This window comes from Curtobacterium sp. MCPF17_021, from assembly GCF_003234605.2.
GTDB lineage: Bacteria > Actinomycetota > Actinomycetes > Actinomycetales > Microbacteriaceae > Curtobacterium > Curtobacterium flaccumfaciens.
Genome location: NZ_CP126252.1, coordinates 1,877,172 through 1,896,915 on the forward strand (window position 1 = coordinate 1,877,172; position 19,744 = coordinate 1,896,915).

The following is a 19,744-nucleotide window of genomic DNA, read 5'->3' on the forward strand; positions in this document are numbered from 1 at the left end:
GTGCTGGTACTCACGCGGAAGGTCGGCGAGCGGATCCTCGTCGGCGACGACATCGTCATCACGGTGCTCGACTCCCGGGGCGACGGCGTCCGGATCGGCATCGACGCCCCGCGCGGTTTGAAGATCCAGCGCGAAGAGGTCGTGCGTGCGGTCGCCGAGGCGAACGCCGAGGCCGCCGCTGCCGGTGACGATGCCGAGGCCCAGCTGCGCGCGGCGCTCGGGGCTCGCGGCGGGGCTGCCGCGGACGGCTCGACTCCGTCGGGACCGACCGACTCCTAGTCGTCCTACGCAGCCACGCCCGTCACGGGCGCGGCTGCTCGTCGATCACGGCTGCGGCTGTGTGTCCGTCACGCGCGGGGCTGCATGTCCGTCACGGACGGGGCTTCTTCTCCTGTTCGGGCAGCCGGCCGGCGGCGGCCTCGGCGGCGAACCAGGCGCGGGCCTCGTCCTGTCGGGCCTGCTCCGCACCGAGCGCGATCGGCGCACGGACGTGACCGGGCTCGTACCCGAAGGTCTCGATCAGCTGCGGCACGATGGGCCGGACCCGGGCGACGAGCCGGTCGATGTACGCCGACACCGCACGGGCACGCTGCGCCGACAGCCGGCCGTGCAGCAGGTACCAGTCCAGGTGCTGCTCGAGCAGGCCGAGCGCGAACAGGTCGCGCAGCCAGACGAGCACGCGTCGGGTGTCGCCCTCGGTGACCTCGTCGAGCGCCTCGGTGAAGGCGTCCCACTGCATGAGCTCGGCGTGCGCCTTCGACGCCTCGATGAGCTCGTGCTGCGAGCGGTTCAGCAGTCGGGCGGCGCGGGCGCGGTCCTTGCCGGCCGACGCGAGGCGCATGCCGATCTCGGCGACCATGGTGTCGACCCGACCGGCGAGCAGTTCGCGCTGCGTGCGGGGGTCCTGCAGGTCGGCGACGCTGGCGGCCAGGGACCCGCGGTCGGCCACGGTCTGGCCGAGGCGGCGGATGCCGGACGCGTCGGCCAGCTTCGACGCCGCGACGGCCGCCACGAACTTCGCGGTGGACGCCGGGTCCTTCGGGGCCTTCGCGCGGAACTCGGTGAGCAGGCGCTTGCCGACGAGCTGCAGCAGCACGGTGTTGTCGCCCTCGAACGTCACGTAGACGTCCAGGTCGGCGCGGAGCCCGGTCAGACGGTTCTCGGCGAGGAACCCGGCACCGCCGCAGGCCTCGCGGGCCTCCTGCAGGGTGTCGAGCGCCGACCAGGTCGACATCGACTTGAACGCCGCGGCCTGGGTCTCCAGGTCCTCCCGGCGCTCCGGGGTGTCCTCGCGCCCGCTGAAGACGTCGTCGAAGGTGCGCAGGAGCTTCTCGTGCGCGAACGACTGCGCGAACACCGTCGCCAGGCGCGGGATGAGCCGGCGTTGGTGCCGGCCGTAGTCGAGCAGCACGCCCTCGGTGCCGTCACCGGTGGGGAACTGCCGACGCTGCATCGCGTAGGTCAGGGCGATCTGCAGCGCGATCTTCTGGGCGACGACCGCGGCGCCGTCGAGCGACACCCGGCCCTGCACCAGGGTGCCCAGCATCGTGAAGAACCGGCGGCCCGGTGAGGCGATCGGCGACGAGTAGGCGCCGTCCGCGGCGACGTCGCCGTAGCGGTTCAGCAGGTTGGTGCGGGGGACCCGGACGTGGTCGAACGCGAGCCGGCCGTTGTCGATGCCGTTCAGTCCGCCCTTGGGGCCGTCGTCCTCACCACTGACGCCGGGCAGGAACGCCCCGTCGGCGTCGCGGAGCGGGACGTAGAACGCGTGCACGCCGTGGTCGACACCGGCGGTCACGAGCTTCGCGAACACGACGGCGGCGTGCCCGTGCAGGGCCGCGTTGCCGATGTAGTCCTTCCACGCACCGCGGAACGGCGTGTGGATCTCGAACTCCTCGGTCGCGGGGTCGTACGTGGCCGTCGTGGCGATGCTCTGGACGTCCGAGCCGTGGCCGGTCTCGGTCATCGCGAAGCAGCCGGGGACCTCGAACGAGACGATGCCCGGCAGGAACTCGCGGTGGTTCGCCTCCGTGCCCAGGTGGTGCACGGCGGACCCGAACAGCCCCCACTGCACCCCGGCCTTGATCTGCATCGACGGGTCGGCGACGACGAGCTCCTCGAACGCCGCCAGGTTGCCGCCGTGGTTGTCCTGGCCGCCGAACTCGGTGGGGTAGGGACGCTGGATCGCCCCGGCGTCGACCAGGGTCCGGAGCTGCTCGAGCACACGTGCCCGGTGCTCGGGGATCGGCTGGCCCTCGATCTTCTGCATCGCGGGGTCGAGCGCGAGCCGCCGGGAGATCCGGCGGTCCTCGGCCCAGCGTCCGAGCAGGAGCTCCTGCACCAGCTCGACGTCGATGCGGACGTCGGTGTCCGTGCCGGCGGTCGGGGTGCCCGCTGCCGGGTCGCCGGCGGCGTCGGCGTTCGGCGCGGCGTGCTGCGCGGCGTTCTTCGCGTCGACGACCGGCGCGGTGTCGCTGCCGCTGGCGGGGGTGGTGCGCTGGGCGGGTGCGGTGTCGACCATGGGCGGAGTCCTCCTGAACTGCGGTGTCCGTGTTGCACCGTCCACGCTAGACACCGGTGCCGACAGTCGCGGGAACGCCGTGCGGGCCGCACAACCCCGTGTCGCCGGTGCCGTCACGAGGTCGTGGGAACCCTCCAAAGACATGAGCCAGGTTCGACGATTGGGCGTGCCCACCCCGCCAGGGGCAGACTGGCCGCCATGTCACGTACCACCCCCGCGGACCGCGAAGGCCGTCCCGGACGCACCTTCTTCGGGCAACCGTTCGAGCTCTCCACACCGTTCGCCGTGGAGCTCTGGGAGCGGTTCTCGTTCTACGGGATGCAGGGCATCGTCCTCATCTACATGTACTACACGGTCACGCAGGGCGGCCTGGGGATCGACAAGGGCATCGCCACCGGCATCATGGGTGCCTACGGCGGCGCGGTCTACCTGTTCACGATCATCGGGGCGTGGATCGCCGACCGGCTGATCGGTGCGGACCGGACCCTGTTCGGCAGCGCGATCGTCGTGATGCTCGGGCACATCGCTCTCGCGCTCATCCCCGGGGTGGCCGGGGTCGGGGTCGGCCTCGTGCTCATCGCGCTCGGCTCCGGCGGGCTCAAGGCCACCGCCACCACGATCGTCGGCGGCCTCTACAGCCGCGAGGACCCGCGCCGCGACGCCGGCTTCTCGCTCTACTACCTCGGCGTGAACCTCGGGGCGTTCTTCGGACCGCTGCTCACCGGGCTGCTGCAGAGCTCGCTCGGCTTCCACTGGGGCTTCGGCCTCGCCGCCGTCGGCATGGCGGCGGGCCTGGTGCAGTACGCGATCCGGCGGAAGAAGCTGCCCGAGGTCGTCCGCCACGTGGCGAACCCCGTCGACCGCCGGCGTCTGCCGCTCATCGGAGCCGGCGTCGTCGTCGCGCTCGTCGTCATCGTCGTCGCCGTGCTGACCGGCCTGCTCAACGTCGGCAACCTGCCCACCGTCGTGGTGGCGGTCGTCGTGCTGGCCACCATCGGCTACTTCGTCGTCATCCTGTCGAGCGGCATCACCCGTGACGAGCGGTCGCGGGTCTTCGCGTTCATCCCGCTGTTCATCGGCAGTGCCGTGTTCTGGTCGCTCTACCAGCAGCAGTTCACCGTCGTGACGGTCTACTCCGACGAGCGCCTCGACCGCTCACTGTTCGGCTGGGAGATGCCGGTGTCGTGGGTGCAGTCGATCAACCCGGTCTTCATCATCGTGCTGTCCGGCGTCTTCGCGGCGCTGTGGACCAAGCTCGGCGACCGCCAGCCGTCCACCCCGACGAAGTTCGCCCTCGGCACCGGGATCATGGGGCTCGCGTTCCTGCTCTTCCTGCCGTTCATTGGCTCGGGCGAGAACGGCACACCGCTGCTGGCGCTCGTCGGCATCCTGCTGGTCTTCACGCTCGCGGAGCTGCTGCTCTCGCCCGTCGGCCAGTCCGTCGCCACGAAGCTCGCGCCGCCGAAGTTCCAGACGCAGATGGTCGCGCTGTTCTTCCTGTCGGTGTCGCTGGGCACCGCCGTCACCGGGGTGCTGTCCCGCTACTACGACCCGGCGGACGAGGCCCCGTACTTCACGATCCTCGGCCTGGTCGCCGTCGTGGTGGGCGTGGTCCTGCTGCTCCTGGCCAAGCCGGTGCTGCGGCTCATGCGCGGCATCCGGTAACCTGAGCGGAGCCACACGCCGACGCAACCAAGGAGTCACCACCCATGCTCGAACTCATCGCAGGGATCATCATCGGCGTCGGCGTCCTCGGTGGCGTCGGGTGCTGCATGGCCGTCGCGGCCATGATGAAGAGCGGCTCCGAGGAGTACTGAGTCCGGACCCGGACTACTCGCCGCTGTCGGTCGTGACCGGCACCAGCTGACGACTCAGGACGGTCGCGCGCTCGAAGGGGCCGCGGCCGTCCTTCGTGTACGCGGGCTCATCGAAGGCGACGGTCCACGTGCGCTGTGTCCCGCCGATCTGACTCCCGCCGGGAGCCACGATCACCCCGATCGGCTCGTCGGCCCACTGCTCGCCACCCCGATCGGTGTCGATGACCTGCACGAGGGCACCGATGCCGAGACCGGGAGCGTCGTCGGGGCGGGGACTGGGGGAGCGGCGGCGTCCGAACACGCCATCACCGTAGCGGCGAGTGGTCATGGAACGTCTGTGCGGCACCTGTCGACACGCTGACTGCCCGGCCGCCGGGTGGTCGGAACACCCCGCCTGCAGCGCGTCGAGTGGTCACGAACTGTCGGCTGCGGCGCCGCCAGGCGACGCGTCGTGACCAGCGCGCGGAGGTGAGCGGGGTGTTGCGACCGGCGGAAGGGCGGACGGGAGGCCCGTGGCGGGCCCGCACCGCGCCTCCAGGCCGCCGGCCGGTCGGGACACCCCGCCTGCTGCGCGTCGAGCGGTCGCAGACCGTCGGCTGCGCCGCCGCCAGGCGACGCGTCATGACCAGCGCGCGGAGGTGAGCGGGGTGTTGCGACCGGCGGGACGACGGCCCGGAGGCCTGTGGCGGGCCCGCACCGCGCCTCCAGGCCGTCGACGGTCGCGTTCAAGGCGCGCGCCGGGTGGTCAGGACCCCCCGCCTGCGGCGCCCCGGGCGGTCGCAGACCGTCGGCGGCGCTGCTGCCAGCCGACACTTCGTGACCGCTCGGCGGAGGTGAGCGGGGTGTTGCGACCGGCGGGACGACGGCCTGGAGGCCCGTGGCGGGCCCGCACCGCGCCTCCAGGCCGCTGTCGGTCGCGTCCAAGGCGCGCGCCGGGTGGTCAGGACACCCCGCCTGCAGCGCGTCGAGCGGTCGCAGACCGTCGACGGCGCCGCCGCCAGCCGACACTTCGTGACCACTCGGCAAACCTGAGCGGGGTGTTGCGACCAGCCGGGCCCTCCGCGTCAGACGGCGGCGGGCTCCACCCGGGCGATCTCGGTGACGGACGAGTGGCCCGTCTCGGGGTGCTTGCGCATCGACAGGAGCCGCTCCATCGACGGTTCGAGCGCCGTGACCTTGTCAAGCGGCGCACTCACGACGAGCTGGAAGCCGAGCCGGAGCCAGGCGGTGACCGCGCGGCCGGCGAACTCCGAGTCCGCCTTGATGAACGCCTCGTCGAGGAACACCGGCGCGAACCGGGGACGGGGACGGGTCTCGTCACCGAGCTGGTAGCGCAGCGCGGCGCCGACGATGAACGCCACGAGCTCCTGAGTCTCACCACCGGACTTGTCGCCGAGCGACGAGTACACCCCGAGGTCGTTGCCGTCGGTGTCGTACCGGACGGCCGTGATCTCCATGTGCCGGCGGACGTCGAGCACGGCGTCGCGCTGGGTGGTGCGGCCCCGGGCGGCGTCGGGGTCGGGCCGGATGACCGCCATGAAGCGCCGGAGCCGTCGGAACCGGGTCTCGAGCACGTCGTCGGTCAGCTCGGTGTCGACCGAGGCGGACAGGGCGCGGAGCTCGCGGCGGAACGCGGTGACGTCCTCGCGGGTGACCCGGCGGATCTGGATCTTCAGGCGGTCCCGGTTCGCGCCGAACGGCAGCTCCCGCAGGATCTCGTTGACCGGCTCGAGGCGCTCCTCGATCTCGACGACGGCGCGGTCGAAGGCGCCGGCGAGCGGGACGAGGTCCTCGCCGCTCCACTGCGACAGGCGTCGACGCCACTCGCTCCGACGCGCGTGCAGGCCGGTCGCCACGATCTGGTCGAGGATCGCGTGGTAGTCCGGGTACGACGCGACGCCGGTGCCGAGGTTCGGGTCGGGCCAGGCGTCCTGGTACCGCTGGAACGTCAGCGTCAACGAGGTCGAGGCCGCCGCGGCACCGTCGAGCGCCTGCGTGAGCCGCTCCTCGAGCCGGCGCTTCAGTCGTCGGGTGGCGTCGTCGAACCCGTCGACGCCGTCCGGGGCGCCGATCTCCTCGAAGGTCTCCTCGAGCAGGCGGGACTGCTGGTCGTCCGGCAGCGAACCGGGCGAGGAGTCGAAGCGCTCCAGGATCTCGGCGGCGGCGTCCTGGCCGTCGACGAGCACCGCGTGGCGCTCCTCGAGCCGCTGGACGGACAGCCGTGCGGCGGAGCGACGGTCGGCCGCCTCGTCGAGGGACTTCCGGAGCCGGGCGACCGAGGCCCGCAGCGTCCGCAGGCCGTCGTCGGCGGCGAGCAGCGCCTGTCGTTCCTCGTCGAGCCGGGCGAGGGACGTCCCGAGACCGTCGACGTCGATCGCGGCCCACGTGACGTCGACCACGTGCTGGTGCGCGGCGCGGAGCACGTCGAGCGCGGTGAGGTCCTGCGCGACGTCGGTGCGGCGGGCCTCGAGCGTGGCAAGGTCCTGCGCGATCGAGGCGAGCTCCTGCTCGACCGCGGCGACGCGGGCCTCGTTCGTGAAGCCGATGACGTTCGACTGGCGGCGGTCACCGTGCGCGCCACGACGGCCGTCACGCAGCTGCCCGGACTCGGTGACCCGGCGGCCACCTCCGCCGAGGTCGGACGCCGAGGCGACACAGCGGGCGTCGGTGCGGTCGGACTCGATCCGCTCGCGCACCCAGGTGCTGAACGGCGACGGCTTGATGGCGAGCTTGCCGGAGACCATCGCCGGGTCGCCGTCGAGGTCCAGGTGCGGGCCGGTCGGCACACCCTCGAACTGCACGCGGACGGGCAGGCGCAGTGCGTCGATCGCCTCGCTGAAGTCGCCGAGGCGGTCCTGGTCGACGAGCAGCGTGCGGGCGACGGGGGCCAGGACGGACTCGATGGCCGTGCGCCAGCGCTCCTCGCCGGGCAGCACGTCGAGCAGTTCCGCCACGAAGGGCAGTTCGGCCGGGTCGATGCCGGCGGCGCGGGCCATCGCGAGCCGGGCCTCGTGCATCGGCAGCGGCATGGCGCCCTGCCGGTGCTCGAGCGACTGGCGCTCCTGCCGCAGGGACCGCTCGCGGTCGAGGAGCGGGTACTCCTCTCGGGTCAGGGCGTCGCGGCGCTCGTCGAGGGCGGTGCGCGCGTCGGCGTACGACCCGAGGAACTCGTGCGCGGCACGCTGGATCCTGGTGAAGTCCTGCTCCGAGGAGACCGGGACCCCGAGCACCGCCGTGCGCTCGTCGAACGTTGCGCGGGTGCGCACCACGGCGTCGCGCTCACGGGTGAGCCGTTCGATGCGGTCCTCGAGCTGGGCGAGTGCGTTGCCGCCCTGGTCGCGGAGCCGGGCCTCGGCGTCGCGCAGTTCGATCTCGACGGCGGCGTGCCGGGCCTCGGCCGCGGCGACCTCGGCGCGCGATGCCGTTCGCTCGCGGGCGTTGCGCGACACCTCGGCGTCGAGCAGGTCGCGCTTCCGCGAGGCCGTCCAGTGCGCGAACGGCGACACCTCGGCGCCGGTCGCGATGCCGTCCAGCGCTGCTGCGGCCTCGGTCGCGCGCGAGATCTCGTCGTGCAGCTCGGTGATGGGGGAGAGGATGCGGACCTTGCGCTCCTCGGTGTCCATCGCCTCGTACGCCTCGTCGAGGGCGGAGAAGTGCGCGAGGGCCCGGTCGGCCGCCTCGTACGTGCCGGGGGTCTCGAGCACGAGCGACTTGTACAGCGCGTCGACGGTCGGCAGGTGCTGGCCGGCCTGGATCCGGGCGAGCAGACGCATCGCCCGGTTGCCGCCGCCGGAGTCACCGATGCCCAGGCGGGTCTGCAGCGTGTACGCGAGCTCCTGGTAGGTGTCGCGGATGACGAGCCCCGGCACGCGGCCGGTCAGCTCGAGGTGGTGGAACCGCGACGGCACGAACTCCTCGAGCCGGCGCAGGTCGAAGGTGTCGTCGACCGTCGCCATGGTCATCTGGATGTCGCCGACCCCGCGGGCGCGCTTCGGCACGATGTACGCACGCAGCACCGTGAAGCGTCGCTCGTCGTCGTTCCGGAACGTGACCGCCGCAGCGCCCCAGGTGGTCTGGTCGTCGCCGCGCAGGTTCACGTCGCGCAGGCTGCCGGTCTCCGGGTCGCGCCGGGTGTCGACCTTGCCGCGCAGGTACGTGAGCAGGTTGCGCTGGTCGGCGCTGCGGGCGCGGCCGGTGGTGGCGTCGTTCGAGGCGCCGTTGAACGGCACGTCGGACGGCATCATCACGGCCAGGTAGGCGTCCATCAGCGTGGACTTGCCGGTGCCCGAGGCGCCGGAGATGAGCGTCGCCGTGCCGGACAGCTCGACCTGCCGGTGGCCGTGGAACCCGCCCCAGTTGACGACCTGCATCGACTCGGCGCGCCACTGCGCCACCGTGTCGAAGAGTGCCGGGATCTCGAACGTGTCGGTCACGCTTCCGTCTCGCCTTCGTCGTCGGTGTCGGTCTCGGCTTCGCCGTCAGTCGGGAGGCCCGGGTCGTCCCCGTCCGTCGGCTCGCCGCCCGGGGTGGTCGCCTCACCCTGCGCGGTGGTGGTCCGCAACCAGGTGTCCAGTTCGAGCAGGCGCTCCAGGGGGAGCAGCACCTCGACGACGCTCGCCACCCGGAAGCGGTCCGGGTCGGAGGTGCGGATCAGGATGCGTGCGGTCACGAGGCGCTCGATGGCCTTGGCGACCCGGCCCTCGTCGCGGGTGCGGTCGGTCGCGGTCGCTGGACGGAAACCCGCCACGTGCCCGAGGATCTCGGAGCGGTCCACGACGACCTGGTCCGGGCCCGGTCGGGCGTCGGCGCGCAGGCGCATCCGCAGGTAGACGAGGACGATCGTCTCCTCGCGGGTGTACGGCAGGTCGCGGAGCAGGGTCGGGAACGTGCGGCGCTGGCTCTCCGACCGGGCCTGGCGCTTCCAGGCGACCTCACGGTCACGGTCGACGTGCAGCTCGAGGAACAGGTCGTTCAGGCGGGACCGCAGCTGGTACTCGGCGTCGATCACCGCACGCCACTCGTCGGGGTGCGTGCGGGAGCTGACGTACGAGTGCCGCAGCAGTGCCACCAGGGCGCGTCGCTGGTGCTCGTCGAGCCGGCCCTCGTCGCCCTCGAAGAGGGCGAAGCTGGACTCGTCACGCTCGTCGTCCTGCATCACCGATGCGGGGTCGTCGTAGGGGACCGTGTCGTCGACCGGTGCCGGCGTCGTGTCGCTCACCGTGCCTCCTGTGCGTTCTCGTCGTGTGCGTCGCCGACCGGAGTGCGCTCGTCGTCGAGCGCAGCGGTGGGCATGTGGAAGGTGATCGCGGTGCCGTCGGGGCGGACCGTCCGGTGCTCGGCGACGTGCGCGGCCGACTCGAAGTCGTCGCGCCCCGTCAGCAGGTGCGCGAGGCCGAAGAGCTCGACCGGTCGGCGCTGCTCGGGCGGCAGCCCGTGGAACGCGTCGACGCTGGAGTCGGCCTCGGCGAAGCGGAGTGCCGCGCGCAGCTCGGTCAGGAGCGGCCCGCCGTGCATGCGGAGCATCTCGACGTCGAGGTCCTCGAAGACGTCGTCGTCGGGTTCCTCGATGGGCGGCGGCACGGACTCGGCGTCCGGGTCGTAGAAGCGCTCGCGCAGCGTGCCGACCTCGGCGGCCGCCGGCAGGAGCGGCAGCGGGATCCGGTCGCGTGCGCCGCCCTGGTCCATCAGGGTGGCGAGGCCGCGGTTGATCGAGCGGAGCACCGCGTCGAGCTCGCGGTCGCGCACCACGTCGTGGGCCACGATCTGGTCGCGGAGCGTGGCGGTGAGCTGACGGCGCTGGGCGAGGACGTCCTCGATGCCCTGGCGCAGGATCGTCACGGTGTTGCGGAAGGCCCGACGCTCGCCGGCTCCGAGGCCCTGCGCGAACGGGTGCGCCAGGATCGTCGCGATGTCGTCGCGGAGCCGCAGGAGCAGGGCGTCGTCCCGCAGCAGTTCGAAGGCGCCCTCGAAGGCACGGCCCTCGGGCGTCGCCTCCATCAGGTTGTCGGTGCGCGCCAGGTAGTCGTCGAGGATCTCGCCGATCGGGCGGACCTCTTGCCGGAAGTCCTCGACGATCGAGCGGTGCATCGTCGCGACCGCTTCTTCCACGCGCTTGAAGTCACTCGGCAGCTGCCGGATCAGGTCGGAGATGTTCGTGTACCCGTCGCGCATCCGGTCGTCGTCGACGGCGACGACGTCGTCGCCGTGCTCCAGGCGCTCCCGTTCGGCCTGCAGCTCGGCGATCTGGGCGTCGATCCGGCGGATCTGCACGTCCGGGTCCGGTTCGGCGCGGGCTGCCCACCGGTGCACGGCGTCGACGATCATCGCCAGGCGGCTCTCGCTGATGAGGGCACGGTCGGCCGACAGGGCGTCGACGAGGCTCAGCGCCTCGAGGGCGTGGCTGGTCAGGGAGTACTGCTCGTCGCCGTCGGGGGAGTTCGAGCGGACGAGCCACTGGGCGCCGACCCACTCCCGGCACAGGGCGCGACCGTTCGGTCGGGCTTCCTGCTCGACGTCGGGCCGTTCGCTGGTCGTCGGCACCGGCTGCTCGCTCGCGGGCACGCGGGCGCCCGCTGCCTGCAGGCGCCCGACGTGCTCCTCGACCTGCAGGTGCATGCGGTCGGCGGGGACGTACTGCACATCGCGGTCGAAGACCGTGCGGAACACGGCGAGGACCGTGGCACTGGTCGGCCGGGACATGAGCCGCAGGGTCGGACGGTCGAGGACCGCTCGGACCCGGGCGAACTCGAGGTCGACGTCGGTCATGCGCCCCTTCGTCCGATCGTGCTGGTGGTCTGGCCCGCGTGCTGCGGCCTGATGAGATGACAAGAGCCCGACGCTGCTGCGTCGGGCTCTTGTCGGTGGTGTTCGTGTTGCTGTGTGGGCGATACCAGACTCGAACTGATGACCTCTTCGGTGTGAACGAAGCGCGCTACCAACTGCGCCAATCGCCCCCTGCACTGTTCGTGCGGATCGATACTAGCGGAAGTCAGGCGGTGCATCGAACACATCGCGCGGCCCGGGTGTGGCGCGCTGTCCGCAGGGGGTGTCGAACCGCCCCGATCCGCATGAACTCGGGGGACACGCCCGGTGAACGGGGAGGATTTTGGTGGAACTGCCCCGGTGCGTATAGAGTTTACGTCGTCGCCGCGACAGCGGAACGACAAGTGCGGATGTGGCGCAGTGGTAGCGCATCACCTTGCCAAGGTGAGGGTCGCGAGTTCGAATCTCGTCATCCGCTCGAGTGTGGGTCTTCTCGAAGGCCCGCGACTCACCAGAGGGTATCCCACCGTTCGGGTACTCACGGAGACGTGAACCTCGATGGTGGGGTGGCCGAGAGGCTAGGCAGCGGCCTGCAAAGCCGTCCACGCGGGTTCGAATCCCGTCCCCACCTCCAGATCCACCCTCCAAGACCTTGATGGACTCCGGTCCACGCAGGGACTTGGGCGATTGGCGCAGCGGTAGCGCGCTTCCCTGACACGGAAGAGGTCACTGGTTCGATCCCAGTATCGCCCACCATCACGAAGCCCCCGACAGGACCTCCAGGTCCGGTCGGGGGTTTTCGTGTTCTCCGGGGTCCGGCGACCCGGTCCGGCGGGGTCAGCCGGGGATGTTCCGGGGGTCGTGCCCGTAGGTGGAGCGTTCGTGGATCGTGCCGTCCTCGTTGCGGATGATGTGCTCGACCTTCTCCGACCGCGCACGCTCCCGCCCGAGCTCGACGGCCGCGCGCTTGGTGTGCGCGACACCGAACACGTCGTCGGTGCCCTCGACCTTGCTCTGCCACTGCCCGTTCTGGTGGTACGTCTCGACGTCGCCTCGCATGGCTCCGACCGTGCCACGCGGCAGCCGAACGGATCCGGAGGTGTGGGAAGCGTGTGGGCTACCGTGGCGGTGTTCGGAGCCGAACAGCTATTGGGAGAACGACCACCGCATGACCGTGATGATGCTGCAGCAGGACACCGTCGACTTCGACGCGGTCAGTGAAGTACTCGGGGAGATGTACCCGAAGGTGCGCCTCGAGCCGCCGCGTGGTCGGGTGCGGTTCCGCGCGGACATCCGTGGCGACGACCGACTGAGCATCGCGCGCCTCTCGATGGGCTTCCACGCGCAGGTGACCGTCGAGCCGGCGGGGGTCTTCACCTCGGCCACCCGACTCGGCGGCGGACTCCGGACCGAGCACGGTGACGGCGGAGAGGTCGGCGGCGTGCTCTTCGGTCAGGAGGAGACCGTCGCCGAGTACGACGGTTCGGAGCTGCTCGTCGTCAACCTGCCGGAGTCCTCGCTCCTCCAGCACGCCGTCCGTGCCGAGGGAGCCGACACCGGCGTCCTCCGGCTCCACGGCCACCGGCCGATCCCGGAACGTGCCGACGTCTGGGCACAGGCGGTCTCCCACGTCCACCAGAACGTCGTCCGGGTGGACTCTGCGTTCCGGAACGAGCTGGTCCGCACCGCCGCGTTCGACTACCTGCTCAGCGTCGCGACCTGGGCACTGCCGTTCGAGACCGTCACGCGGGTCTTGGCCGGCACCGGGGCGGGGGCGGCAACGGTCCGGCGGGCCGCCGCGTACATGGACTCGCACCTGAGCGACCCGATCACCCTCGAGGACGTGGCGGCGGCGGCACGGGTGTCTTCCCGCGGACTCCATTCGACCTTCCGTCGGCAACTCGACATGACGCCGATGACCTACCTGCGCCGCGCCCGGCTCGCCGAGGCGCACCGGGAGCTCCTCGACGATGAGTCGAAGCTGATCAAGGACGTCGCGGCGAAGTGGGGGTTCAGCAACCAGGGACGGTTCACCCGCCTGCGACGTGAGATGTACGGCACGGACGGTCACCGGACGCACTGACCAGATCGGTCGCCGTCGGCGGCGCACGCACCGACACCCACCGACCGTCGCTGGCGGTCTGGTCCGCCGTCCGCCAGGGTGGTCACGTGACCGCCCCGTCGACGACCACGCCCCCTCGGCTCGCTCCGCTGTACGCCGCGGGGTTCGTGACCGCCTTCGGGGCGAACGGCATCGCCGCAGCGGTCGGCGGCGAGCACCTCGAACTCGGCCTGACGCTCGCGTGGCTCGGGCTCTTCCTGGCGCTCTACGACGTCGCCGAACTCGTCCTCAAGCCGGTCTTCGGCGCACTGTCCGACCGCATCGGCCCGCGACCGGTGATCGTCGGCGGACTCATCGTCTTCGCGGCGGCTTCACTCATCGGCGTCTTCGGGACCGGTCCGTTCTGGCTCGGGCTCGCCCGTCTGCTGCAGGGTGCCGGCGCCTCCGCGTTCTCGCCGGCATCGTCCGCCGCGGTCGCCCGCCTCGTGCCGGCGCACCGTCGCGGGACGTACTTCGGTCGGTACGGCTCGTGGAAGGGTCTCGGCTACGCCGGGGGACCGGTCATCGGTGCACTCGTGGTGCAGTTCGGCAGCACGCAGTGGCTCTTCGGGATCCTGGTCGTGATGGCTCTCGTGACCGCGGTGGCGGTGCTCGTCGCCGTCGAACCGATCGTGCCCCTGCCCCGGCAGCGGGCCACGCTCGCCGTGATGGTTCGAGCGGCCACGGACCGCCAGTTCCTGATCCCTGTCGTCGTCCTGGCCGTCGGCAGCGCTGCGATCGGCGCGCTGACCGGGATGCTCCCCGCGCTCGGTACCGAGCTCGGCATCCCGCTCCTGGTGTCGACGCTCGCGGTCGCCGTCCTCGCGGTGACGTCGTCGCTCGTGCAGCCCGTCGCCGGCCGACTGCACGACGCCGGGCGTCTCGGTACCTGGGTCGCGGGTGTGGCCGGGACGGCCGCGGTTGCCGCGGCCTTCCTGGTGGTCGCCGTCGCACCCTCGGCGGTGGCCGTCTTCATCGCGGCCCTGCTCGCCGGGGCCGGTGTCGCCACGCTGACACCCGTCGCGTTCGCGCACCTCGCCGGAACGACTCCGCCGGATCGGCTCGGTCGCACCATGGGTTCAGCGGAGCTCGGGCGTGAGACCGGGGACGCCGTCGGACCACTCGTCGTCGGTGGTGTCGGCAGTGCGATCGGGCTGCCGTTCGGGTTCGCGGCCTTCGCGGTGGTGGCGCTCGTCGGGACGCTCGTGGCGTCGCGGTTGCCGTCGAAGACCAATTCGGCACAGGACGCGTAGGGGATCGACGAACCCCATCGGGCGCTACGCGTACGGGTCAGCCGACACCGTCCCGTAGGCATTCGTCCGACGTCGACGATCGCGGCGCGCAGCGACCCAGCGAGCCACCGCGAGCGCGAGCAGCGCGGCGGACACCCCGGCGAGCAACCACAACCACCCGTCGTCGTCCTCGATGAGCAGGCGCAGGGCCAGCACTCCGAGCGGTGCTGCTACCAGGATGCGTCGGAGCTCGCGCCACGACGGCTTCCAGAGCGTGGTGAGGCCCTTCCTCCACCGACCGACCACGACGTACGCGATCACACATCCGGGGACGCAGAGGGCGAGCCAGTTCGCGACCGCCCGCACCCCGTCGTCGTAGAACGGATGCGCCACTTCGCGGAGGACGCCGCCAGCAGCAGCCGCGACGAGCAGCACCCACATGCGCGCTTCCCAGCGGCGAGGGTGCCACCAGGGCGTGCGCCACAACGGCACTCGCTCGCGGACCGCCGGCATCGCGACTCCTCCCCGGTCGGGCGTCCAGCCTATGCGCGACGTCGATCGACGACGGGACCGAGAGCCTGCCGTCCCTGGCGGGATTCCGGCTGTTCCGCGTACGGTGTGACGGGACGAGACCGACACCGCAGGTCGGTCCGACGAGGGGGCACCATGAAGATCTTGAGCATCGTGGCACGGGGACTCGGAGCGTTGCTCACGACGGTCGCCAAGACGATGGGCGGGATGCTGGGCGCGAAGCCGTACATCGACTCGCACGCGGCGGAGCTCTTGCCGCGTCGTGAGGACTACCGCCCGTAGATCGTTCGCGCCGGCCCGCTGGTTGGATGGCTGCATGACGATCGGTCCCGGGACGGCTCCGCACCGGGGCGCAGTGGTCCTGCTCACCGTGCTGGTGATCGCGTCCTGGACGGCGACTGTCGTACTCCCGCTCCTGGTGCTGCACTTGCTCCTCGGCGTCGACGCACCCGCCGACAGGGCGTTGCCGATCGCGCTCGGGTGGTTCGTGACCCCAGCACTGACAGCAGCCGGGCTGACCGTGGGACTGGTCATCCTCCGCCGATCGCGGAAGTCCGGAGCGCGTCAGCCGTCACCGTAGGATCGTCGAGCCGCATCCAGCGGAACGATGGGGGAGCACCTGATGGAACAGCACACCGAACAGCGCACGCGACCGCGGGTCGTCACGATCGCCGTGGCGCTCTGGTGGGCGTCCGTCATCATCAGCCTCGTTGCCGCCGCGCCCGGCATCGTCGTGTCCATGCGCGAAGCCGGCGGCGCGATCATCGGGGCGTCGCTCGGGCTCGTCCTCGTCCTCGCCTGGTCGGCACTGTTTCTGTGGCTGGCAACGCGGATGGGACGAGGCTCCGGGAACGCGCGACTCTGGCTCGCCATCATCGCCGGGCTGACTGCCTTCAGCGAAGTGCTCACCATCGCCACCGACGGCGTGGACTGGAGCCTCGTCGACGCCGTCTGCGTCGTCGTCGCCGCGGTGCTCAGCTACCTGCCCAGTGCCCGTCCGTTCTTCCCGCGGGACGAACGACGCCCGCGATCAGCGGAACCCCGCACCATCGGGTGGGACCCGACGACGGGTGAGCGCATCTTCGAGACGCCACCGTCGGGCGACCGCGCGCACTGACGCGAACCCCGAGGAACAGCCGGAGAACGTGCGTTCCCCATTGTGGGGGTACCGCGGACCGACGCCGGATGGTTCCATTCAGAGGTCGGCATCCTCCGGGTGCCGATGAGCCACGGACCGTCTTGCGTCGCAGTGAAGGTGGTCGCCGCTGGTTACGGTGACCACGAGGTGCCGTCGAGTCGATTCGGGTTCGACACGGCGGCGCCTCCCACACACCGGGGGACCGTCCGACCAGGAAGCAGCACCATGCGATCGCTCGTCTACACCAGCACCCAGACCCGTCCGATCACGGATTCCGAACTCGCCCAGATCCTGGCGGTCGGTCGCGAGAAGAACACCCGGCTCGGCGTCACCGGCATGCTCGCGCACCGCGACGACAACTGCATCGGGATCATCGAAGGCGAGGACGACGTCGTCCGCGAGCGCTTCGACCAGGTCCAGGCCGACCCGCGACACACGAACGTTCGGGTGCTGCTCGACGAGCCGATCGCCCAGCGCTCGTTCCCGGACTGGTCGATGGCGTTCCAGTCCCTCGACCCGCTGATGCACGACGTGCCGGGGTTCAGCGACCTGTTCAGCCCGGGTCGCCCGACTGATCCTGCGTTCGGGGCCTCCCGGGCTCGCGCACTCCTGGACTGGTTCCGGAAGCACCCGCTGGCACCACTGACGAACCAGAACGCCGCCGACGAGGAAGTCCCGCGCACCCGGGCGATCAACGGTGCGATCGCGGTCATCCACGACGGGGGACTGTCACGCTTCTCGCTCGAGGGCGTCGCGGCCCGGTCGGGGATGCGACCGGCCGAGATCCTCGAGCTCTTCCCCTCCGAACACGCACTGTTGGCCGCCGCGGTGATGCGGTGGACCCGCGCGGTGTCGGCACCGCTGCTGCCACTCGCCGGCGAGAAGGGCACGGTGGCGTTCCTGCACGCGCTGCTCTCCGCGCACGCCGAGGACCCGTCCCTCATGCGCCTGATCGCCGCGACGCTCGCCATCTCGACCGACCCGTCGACGGACGGCGCCGACTACTACCGGTCCGCGTACCTGCAGTTCCGCGAGACCGTCCGCACCGCGCTGCAGGAAGACGTCCGCGCCGGCCGCGAACCGGCGACGATGGACCCGATCCGCGGGGCGCAGCAGCTGCTCGCCCTCTACGACGGCATCCGCCTGCAGGCGCTCCTGACCCCGGACACCGACGTCGTCGACGCGTTCGACCGTGCCGCCGCACGGATGCGCCGCGGCTGGTCCGAGCAGTACGAGGAGACCACCGTGTGGGACATCTCCGCGCCTGCCGTGGACTGACGCTTCAGCGAACCAACCGGACTGTCCGCGGGATGGGTCCGAACGCCGACTCGGCACCGTCGGGCGTGAAGCCGTTCCGCCGGTAGAAGGCGTGCGCCCGCGGGTTGTCCGCTGCCACCCACAGCGACGCCGGACGATCGGCGAGCACGGTGTCGAGGAGTGCCTGGCCGGCGCCGGTCCCGTGCGCACGTGCCAGGACGTAGAGCGTCGTCAGCTCCTCGGGGCGGACGGCATCCGGCTCGGGGGTCGTCTGCGCCGCAGCATCGTTCCCCCCTCGGTCAGGGTAGCGATCGGCGTCCGGTGCTCAGAGCTGGAGGTCCAGGTCGAAGAACCCCGCACCGCCGAGGAACAGCGGCACGATGACCCCGAACAACGTCAGCGTCGCCCCGATCAGGATCGCCGCGAACGCGATGCCGTCACCCCGCTCACCGGTCAGTCGCACGTCCCGGCGCGCGATGAGCCCGACGACGAGACCGCCGATCGGTGCCACGAACGCGAGCGCGATCGCCACCACCGCGAGCAGGCTGAGGGGCGGGAGCGGCACGGCTGTCGATGCGGGGGACCCGGCGGCGCTCGGCGCGGTCTGGTCGGGAGCGAGGTCGGTCACGCCGGCCAGCCTAGGGTCGGCGTCGACCGCTCCGCGCACCCCTGATCGAGGCTCACGCCGGAGGCCGCGCCGCTCCCTCGACGTACCGCACGAGTGCGTCCCGCCGCCGATCGTGCTCGGCGGGGGAGTCCTCGGCCGTCGCGACCACGGTGATGGAGCCCTGGGCCCAGGTCGCCGCGTTGGCGATGAGGAGTGCCCAGAGGTCGACCGGCTCGAGGTCGTCGCGCACCCGTCCGGCGCGCTGTTCGGCCGCGATCTCGCGCAGGTGCTGCTCGTCGTGCTCCTCGAACCCCGGGTACAGGTATCCGGCGCCGTCCTGCTCGAGGCGCTTCCACATGAGCAGTCGCACGAGCGCCGGGTCGGCCAGGTAGTCGTCGTACAACCGTGCCGCGTACCCGGGCAGGTCGGCGGCGTCGAACGGCACACGGTCGCCGTTGCCGAGGACATGGGCGCGGAAGACGGCGTCGAAGAGCGTGCTTTTCCCGCCGAAGTACGTGTAGATCATCGGCTTGCTCATGCCGGAGCGCTCGGCGATGCGGTCGACTCGCGCGCCCGCGATGCCGTGCGCCGCGAACTCGGTGGTGGCCGCGTCGAGGATGCGGGCGCGGGTGTCGTCTGCGGTGCTCACGCCACCGATCCTACTGGGCTACCGACTAGTAGGTAGTATTGAGCTCATGCTCACCACCGCACTCGTGTCCGATGCGCTCCACGATCCCCTCCATCCGGCCCCGCTCCTCCGCCGCGACCTCCGTCCCGAGGACGTCGACGTCCGCGTGACGTTCTGCGGGGTCTGCCACAGCGACCTGCACGCCCTCGCCACGCCGCCGGAGCTGGGCGGGACGTTCCCGATCGTGCCGGGCCACGAGTTCGTCGGAGAGATCGTGGCAGTCGGTACAGCGGTCACCGACTTTCGCGCCGGGGACCCGGTCGCGGTCGGCAACATCGTCGACTCGTGCGGCACGTGCGCGATGTGCCGCCGCGGGCAGGAGAACTTCTGCCTCGAGTTCCCGACGCTGACGTACGCGGGCCGGGACCGCGTCGACGGCTCCGTCACGGCCGGTGCCTGGGCCGGCCGGTACGTCGTGCGGGACCGGTTCGTGTACCACCGTCCGTCCGCGCTGGACCCGGCGGCCGTGGCGCCCCTGATGTGCGCCGGCATCACGGTCTGGGAACCGATGCGTTCCGTCGGGGTCGGCCCGGGGACCCGCCTCGGCGTGGTCGGGATCGGCGGCCTGGGACACCTTGCGGTCCGGCTCGCGCGAGCGCTCGGCGCCGAGGTCACCGCGTTCACCACGACGCCGGCCAAGGCCGCGGACGCCGAGCGGCTCGGGGCCGACCACGTCGTGGTGTCGACCGACCCGGCAGCGATGCTGGCCGCAAGCGGCTCCCTCGACGTCGTCCTCGACACCGTCGCCGTGGAGCACGACCTGGGCCCGTACCTCGGGGCGCTCGACCTCGACGGCACGCTCTTCAGCCTCGGACACCTCGGCCTGGTGACGATCGCGACGACCGACCTGCTGATCGGGCGCAAGCGCCTCGCGTCAGCCGGCAGCGGCGGCCACCGCTGGACGCAGGACCTGCTCGACTTCTGCGGCGAGCACGGCATCGTCGCGGACGTCGAGGTCCTGCCCGCCGCTGCCGTCGCCACGGCCGTCGAACGCCTGGCGCGCGGTGACGTGCGCTACCGCTTCGTGCTCGACCTGCGCGACCTCGACGTGCCCGAGCCGGCCTGATCCCGGGTGGCGAGCGGACGCTTG

19 protein-coding genes and 4 tRNA genes are annotated in these 19,744 nt (G+C 71.5%); 12 read left to right on the forward strand and 11 right to left on the reverse strand.

Features of this window, described 5'->3' with window-relative positions:
• Positions 1-279, forward strand: coding sequence for a carbon storage regulator CsrA (gene csrA, locus DEJ29_RS08880; protein WP_111093953.1), 279 nt, complete (start codon positions 1-3; stop codon positions 277-279).
• Between the two features lie 91 nt (positions 280-370).
• Here the strand turns inward: csrA and DEJ29_RS08885 are convergent, their stop codons facing one another.
• Positions 371-2,521 carry an acyl-CoA dehydrogenase family protein gene (locus DEJ29_RS08885; protein WP_111093954.1) on the reverse strand — a complete coding sequence of 717 codons (2,151 nt, stop codon included), beginning with the start codon at positions 2,519-2,521 and terminating at the stop codon, positions 371-373.
• Positions 2,522-2,719: 198 nt separating this feature from the next.
• Between DEJ29_RS08885 and DEJ29_RS08890 the strand changes: the two genes are divergently transcribed.
• Positions 2,720-4,186, forward strand: coding sequence for a peptide MFS transporter (locus tag DEJ29_RS08890; RefSeq protein ID WP_181438098.1), 1,467 nt, complete (start codon positions 2,720-2,722; stop codon positions 4,184-4,186).
• Positions 4,187-4,351: 165 nt separating this feature from the next.
• On the opposite strand, the gene DEJ29_RS08895 is transcribed toward DEJ29_RS08890, so the two are convergent.
• The 5 genes from DEJ29_RS08895 to DEJ29_RS08915 form a co-directional block, all read right to left on the reverse strand.
• Positions 4,352-4,666 (reverse strand): hypothetical protein, encoded by a 315-nt coding sequence (locus DEJ29_RS08895; protein ID WP_111022856.1) that lies wholly within the window; start codon positions 4,664-4,666, stop codon positions 4,352-4,354.
• A gap of 736 nt (positions 4,667-5,402) precedes the next feature.
• Positions 5,403-8,771 carry an ATP-binding protein gene (locus DEJ29_RS08900; protein WP_111093955.1) on the reverse strand — a complete coding sequence of 1,123 codons (3,369 nt, stop codon included), beginning with the start codon at positions 8,769-8,771 and terminating at the stop codon, positions 5,403-5,405.
• Entirely contained in the window at positions 8,768-9,556 is a 789-nt protein-coding gene (locus DEJ29_RS08905) for a DUF4194 domain-containing protein (RefSeq protein ID WP_111093956.1), read from the reverse strand. The genes DEJ29_RS08900 and DEJ29_RS08905 overlap by 4 nt, the downstream gene beginning before the upstream one ends.
• Complete coding sequence (locus tag DEJ29_RS08910) at positions 9,553-11,103, reverse strand: DUF3375 family protein (RefSeq protein ID WP_111093957.1); 1,551 nt, start codon at positions 11,101-11,103, stop codon at positions 9,553-9,555. The genes DEJ29_RS08905 and DEJ29_RS08910 overlap by 4 nt, the downstream gene beginning before the upstream one ends.
• Positions 11,104-11,218: 115 nt before the next feature.
• Positions 11,219-11,291: transfer RNA gene (locus DEJ29_RS08915), tRNA-Val, on the reverse strand.
• 215 nt (positions 11,292-11,506) lie between these two features.
• Between DEJ29_RS08915 and DEJ29_RS08920 the strand changes: the two genes are divergently transcribed.
• The 3 genes from DEJ29_RS08920 to DEJ29_RS08930 all read left to right on the forward strand — a co-directional run bounded on the left by DEJ29_RS08920 (position 11,507) and on the right by DEJ29_RS08930 (position 11,856).
• Positions 11,507-11,578 (forward strand) — tRNA-Gly (locus DEJ29_RS08920).
• A gap of 82 nt (positions 11,579-11,660) precedes the next feature.
• A tRNA-Cys gene (locus tag DEJ29_RS08925) sits at positions 11,661-11,734 on the forward strand.
• 47 nt (positions 11,735-11,781) lie between these two features.
• A tRNA-Val gene (locus DEJ29_RS08930) sits at positions 11,782-11,856 on the forward strand.
• Positions 11,857-11,937: 81 nt separating this feature from the next.
• Here DEJ29_RS08930 and DEJ29_RS08935 read toward each other — a convergent pair.
• Positions 11,938-12,159, reverse strand: a complete 222-nt coding sequence (locus tag DEJ29_RS08935) for a DUF2188 domain-containing protein (protein ID WP_111093958.1) — start codon at positions 12,157-12,159, stop codon at positions 11,938-11,940.
• A 109-nt stretch (positions 12,160-12,268) separates the two neighbouring features.
• On the opposite strand from DEJ29_RS08935, the gene DEJ29_RS08940 reads away from it, so the two are divergent.
• Together DEJ29_RS08940 and DEJ29_RS08945 are read left to right on the forward strand one after the other, a co-directional pair.
• Entirely contained in the window at positions 12,269-13,183 is a 915-nt protein-coding gene (locus tag DEJ29_RS08940; protein ID WP_181438099.1) for a helix-turn-helix transcriptional regulator, read from the forward strand.
• A gap of 86 nt (positions 13,184-13,269) precedes the next feature.
• Entirely contained in the window at positions 13,270-14,454 is a 1,185-nt protein-coding gene (locus tag DEJ29_RS08945; protein ID WP_258375864.1) for an MFS transporter, read from the forward strand.
• A 24-nt stretch (positions 14,455-14,478) separates the two neighbouring features.
• On the opposite strand, the gene DEJ29_RS08950 is transcribed toward DEJ29_RS08945, so the two are convergent.
• The gene (locus tag DEJ29_RS08950) at positions 14,479-14,874 is read right to left on the reverse strand and encodes a hypothetical protein (protein WP_111093961.1); all 396 of its coding nucleotides are present in this window, start codon (positions 14,872-14,874) and stop codon (positions 14,479-14,481) included.
• A 225-nt stretch (positions 14,875-15,099) separates the two neighbouring features.
• Between DEJ29_RS08950 and DEJ29_RS08955 the strand changes: the two genes are divergently transcribed.
• From DEJ29_RS08955 to DEJ29_RS08970, 4 genes are all read left to right on the forward strand, one after another.
• Positions 15,100-15,246 carry a hypothetical protein gene (locus DEJ29_RS08955; RefSeq protein WP_181436845.1) on the forward strand — a complete coding sequence of 49 codons (147 nt, stop codon included), beginning with the start codon at positions 15,100-15,102 and terminating at the stop codon, positions 15,244-15,246.
• A gap of 34 nt (positions 15,247-15,280) precedes the next feature.
• On the forward strand, positions 15,281-15,544 hold the full coding sequence (locus tag DEJ29_RS08960) for a hypothetical protein (protein ID WP_111101161.1): 264 nt from the start codon (positions 15,281-15,283) through the stop codon (positions 15,542-15,544).
• A gap of 42 nt (positions 15,545-15,586) precedes the next feature.
• A complete protein-coding gene (locus tag DEJ29_RS08965) occupies positions 15,587-16,081 on the forward strand; it encodes a hypothetical protein (RefSeq protein WP_111093963.1) in 495 nt (164 codons plus the stop codon).
• Positions 16,082-16,327: 246 nt separating this feature from the next.
• Complete coding sequence (locus DEJ29_RS08970) at positions 16,328-17,380, forward strand: BLUF domain-containing protein (protein ID WP_181422610.1); 1,053 nt, start codon at positions 16,328-16,330, stop codon at positions 17,378-17,380.
• Between the two features lie 4 nt (positions 17,381-17,384).
• Here the strand turns inward: DEJ29_RS08970 and DEJ29_RS08975 are convergent, their stop codons facing one another.
• The 3 genes from DEJ29_RS08975 to DEJ29_RS08985 all read right to left on the reverse strand — a co-directional run bounded on the left by DEJ29_RS08975 (position 17,385) and on the right by DEJ29_RS08985 (position 18,615).
• Positions 17,385-17,594 carry a GNAT family N-acetyltransferase gene (locus DEJ29_RS08975; RefSeq protein WP_111093964.1) on the reverse strand — a complete coding sequence of 70 codons (210 nt, stop codon included), beginning with the start codon at positions 17,592-17,594 and terminating at the stop codon, positions 17,385-17,387.
• Between the two features lie 90 nt (positions 17,595-17,684).
• Entirely contained in the window at positions 17,685-17,987 is a 303-nt protein-coding gene (locus DEJ29_RS08980; RefSeq protein WP_111093965.1) for a DUF4190 domain-containing protein, read from the reverse strand.
• A 52-nt stretch (positions 17,988-18,039) separates the two neighbouring features.
• Positions 18,040-18,615 carry a TetR/AcrR family transcriptional regulator gene (locus DEJ29_RS08985; RefSeq protein ID WP_111093966.1) on the reverse strand — a complete coding sequence of 192 codons (576 nt, stop codon included), beginning with the start codon at positions 18,613-18,615 and terminating at the stop codon, positions 18,040-18,042.
• 46 nt (positions 18,616-18,661) lie between these two features.
• On the opposite strand from DEJ29_RS08985, the gene DEJ29_RS08990 reads away from it, so the two are divergent.
• On the forward strand, positions 18,662-19,720 hold the full coding sequence (locus DEJ29_RS08990) for an NAD(P)-dependent alcohol dehydrogenase (RefSeq protein WP_111093967.1): 1,059 nt from the start codon (positions 18,662-18,664) through the stop codon (positions 19,718-19,720).
• Positions 19,721-19,744: the final 24 nt, after the last annotated feature.

Coding starts and splice junctions, on each gene's coding strand:
- DEJ29_RS08885 (WP_111093954.1), bottom strand. CDS start 2,521: ATGGTCGACACCGCACCCGCCCAGCGCACCACCCCCGCCAGCGGCAGC.
- DEJ29_RS08940 (WP_181438099.1), top strand. CDS start 12,269: ATGACCGTGATGATGCTGCAGCAGGACACCGTCGACTTCGACGCGGTC.
- DEJ29_RS08965 (WP_111093963.1), top strand. CDS start 15,587: ATGGAACAGCACACCGAACAGCGCACGCGACCGCGGGTCGTCACGATC.
- DEJ29_RS08955 (WP_181436845.1), top strand. CDS start 15,100: ATGAAGATCTTGAGCATCGTGGCACGGGGACTCGGAGCGTTGCTCACG.
- DEJ29_RS08960 (WP_111101161.1), top strand. CDS start 15,281: ATGACGATCGGTCCCGGGACGGCTCCGCACCGGGGCGCAGTGGTCCTG.
- DEJ29_RS08895 (WP_111022856.1), bottom strand. CDS start 4,666: ATGACCACTCGCCGCTACGGTGATGGCGTGTTCGGACGCCGCCGCTCC.
- DEJ29_RS08890 (WP_181438098.1), top strand. CDS start 2,720: ATGTCACGTACCACCCCCGCGGACCGCGAAGGCCGTCCCGGACGCACC.
- DEJ29_RS08990 (WP_111093967.1), top strand. CDS start 18,662: ATGCTCACCACCGCACTCGTGTCCGATGCGCTCCACGATCCCCTCCAT.
- DEJ29_RS08935 (WP_111093958.1), bottom strand. CDS start 12,159: ATGCGAGGCGACGTCGAGACGTACCACCAGAACGGGCAGTGGCAGAGC.
- DEJ29_RS08970 (WP_181422610.1), top strand. CDS start 16,328: ATGCGATCGCTCGTCTACACCAGCACCCAGACCCGTCCGATCACGGAT.
- DEJ29_RS08910 (WP_111093957.1), bottom strand. CDS start 11,103: ATGACCGACGTCGACCTCGAGTTCGCCCGGGTCCGAGCGGTCCTCGAC.
- DEJ29_RS08950 (WP_111093961.1), bottom strand. CDS start 14,874: ATGTGGGTGCTGCTCGTCGCGGCTGCTGCTGGCGGCGTCCTCCGCGAA.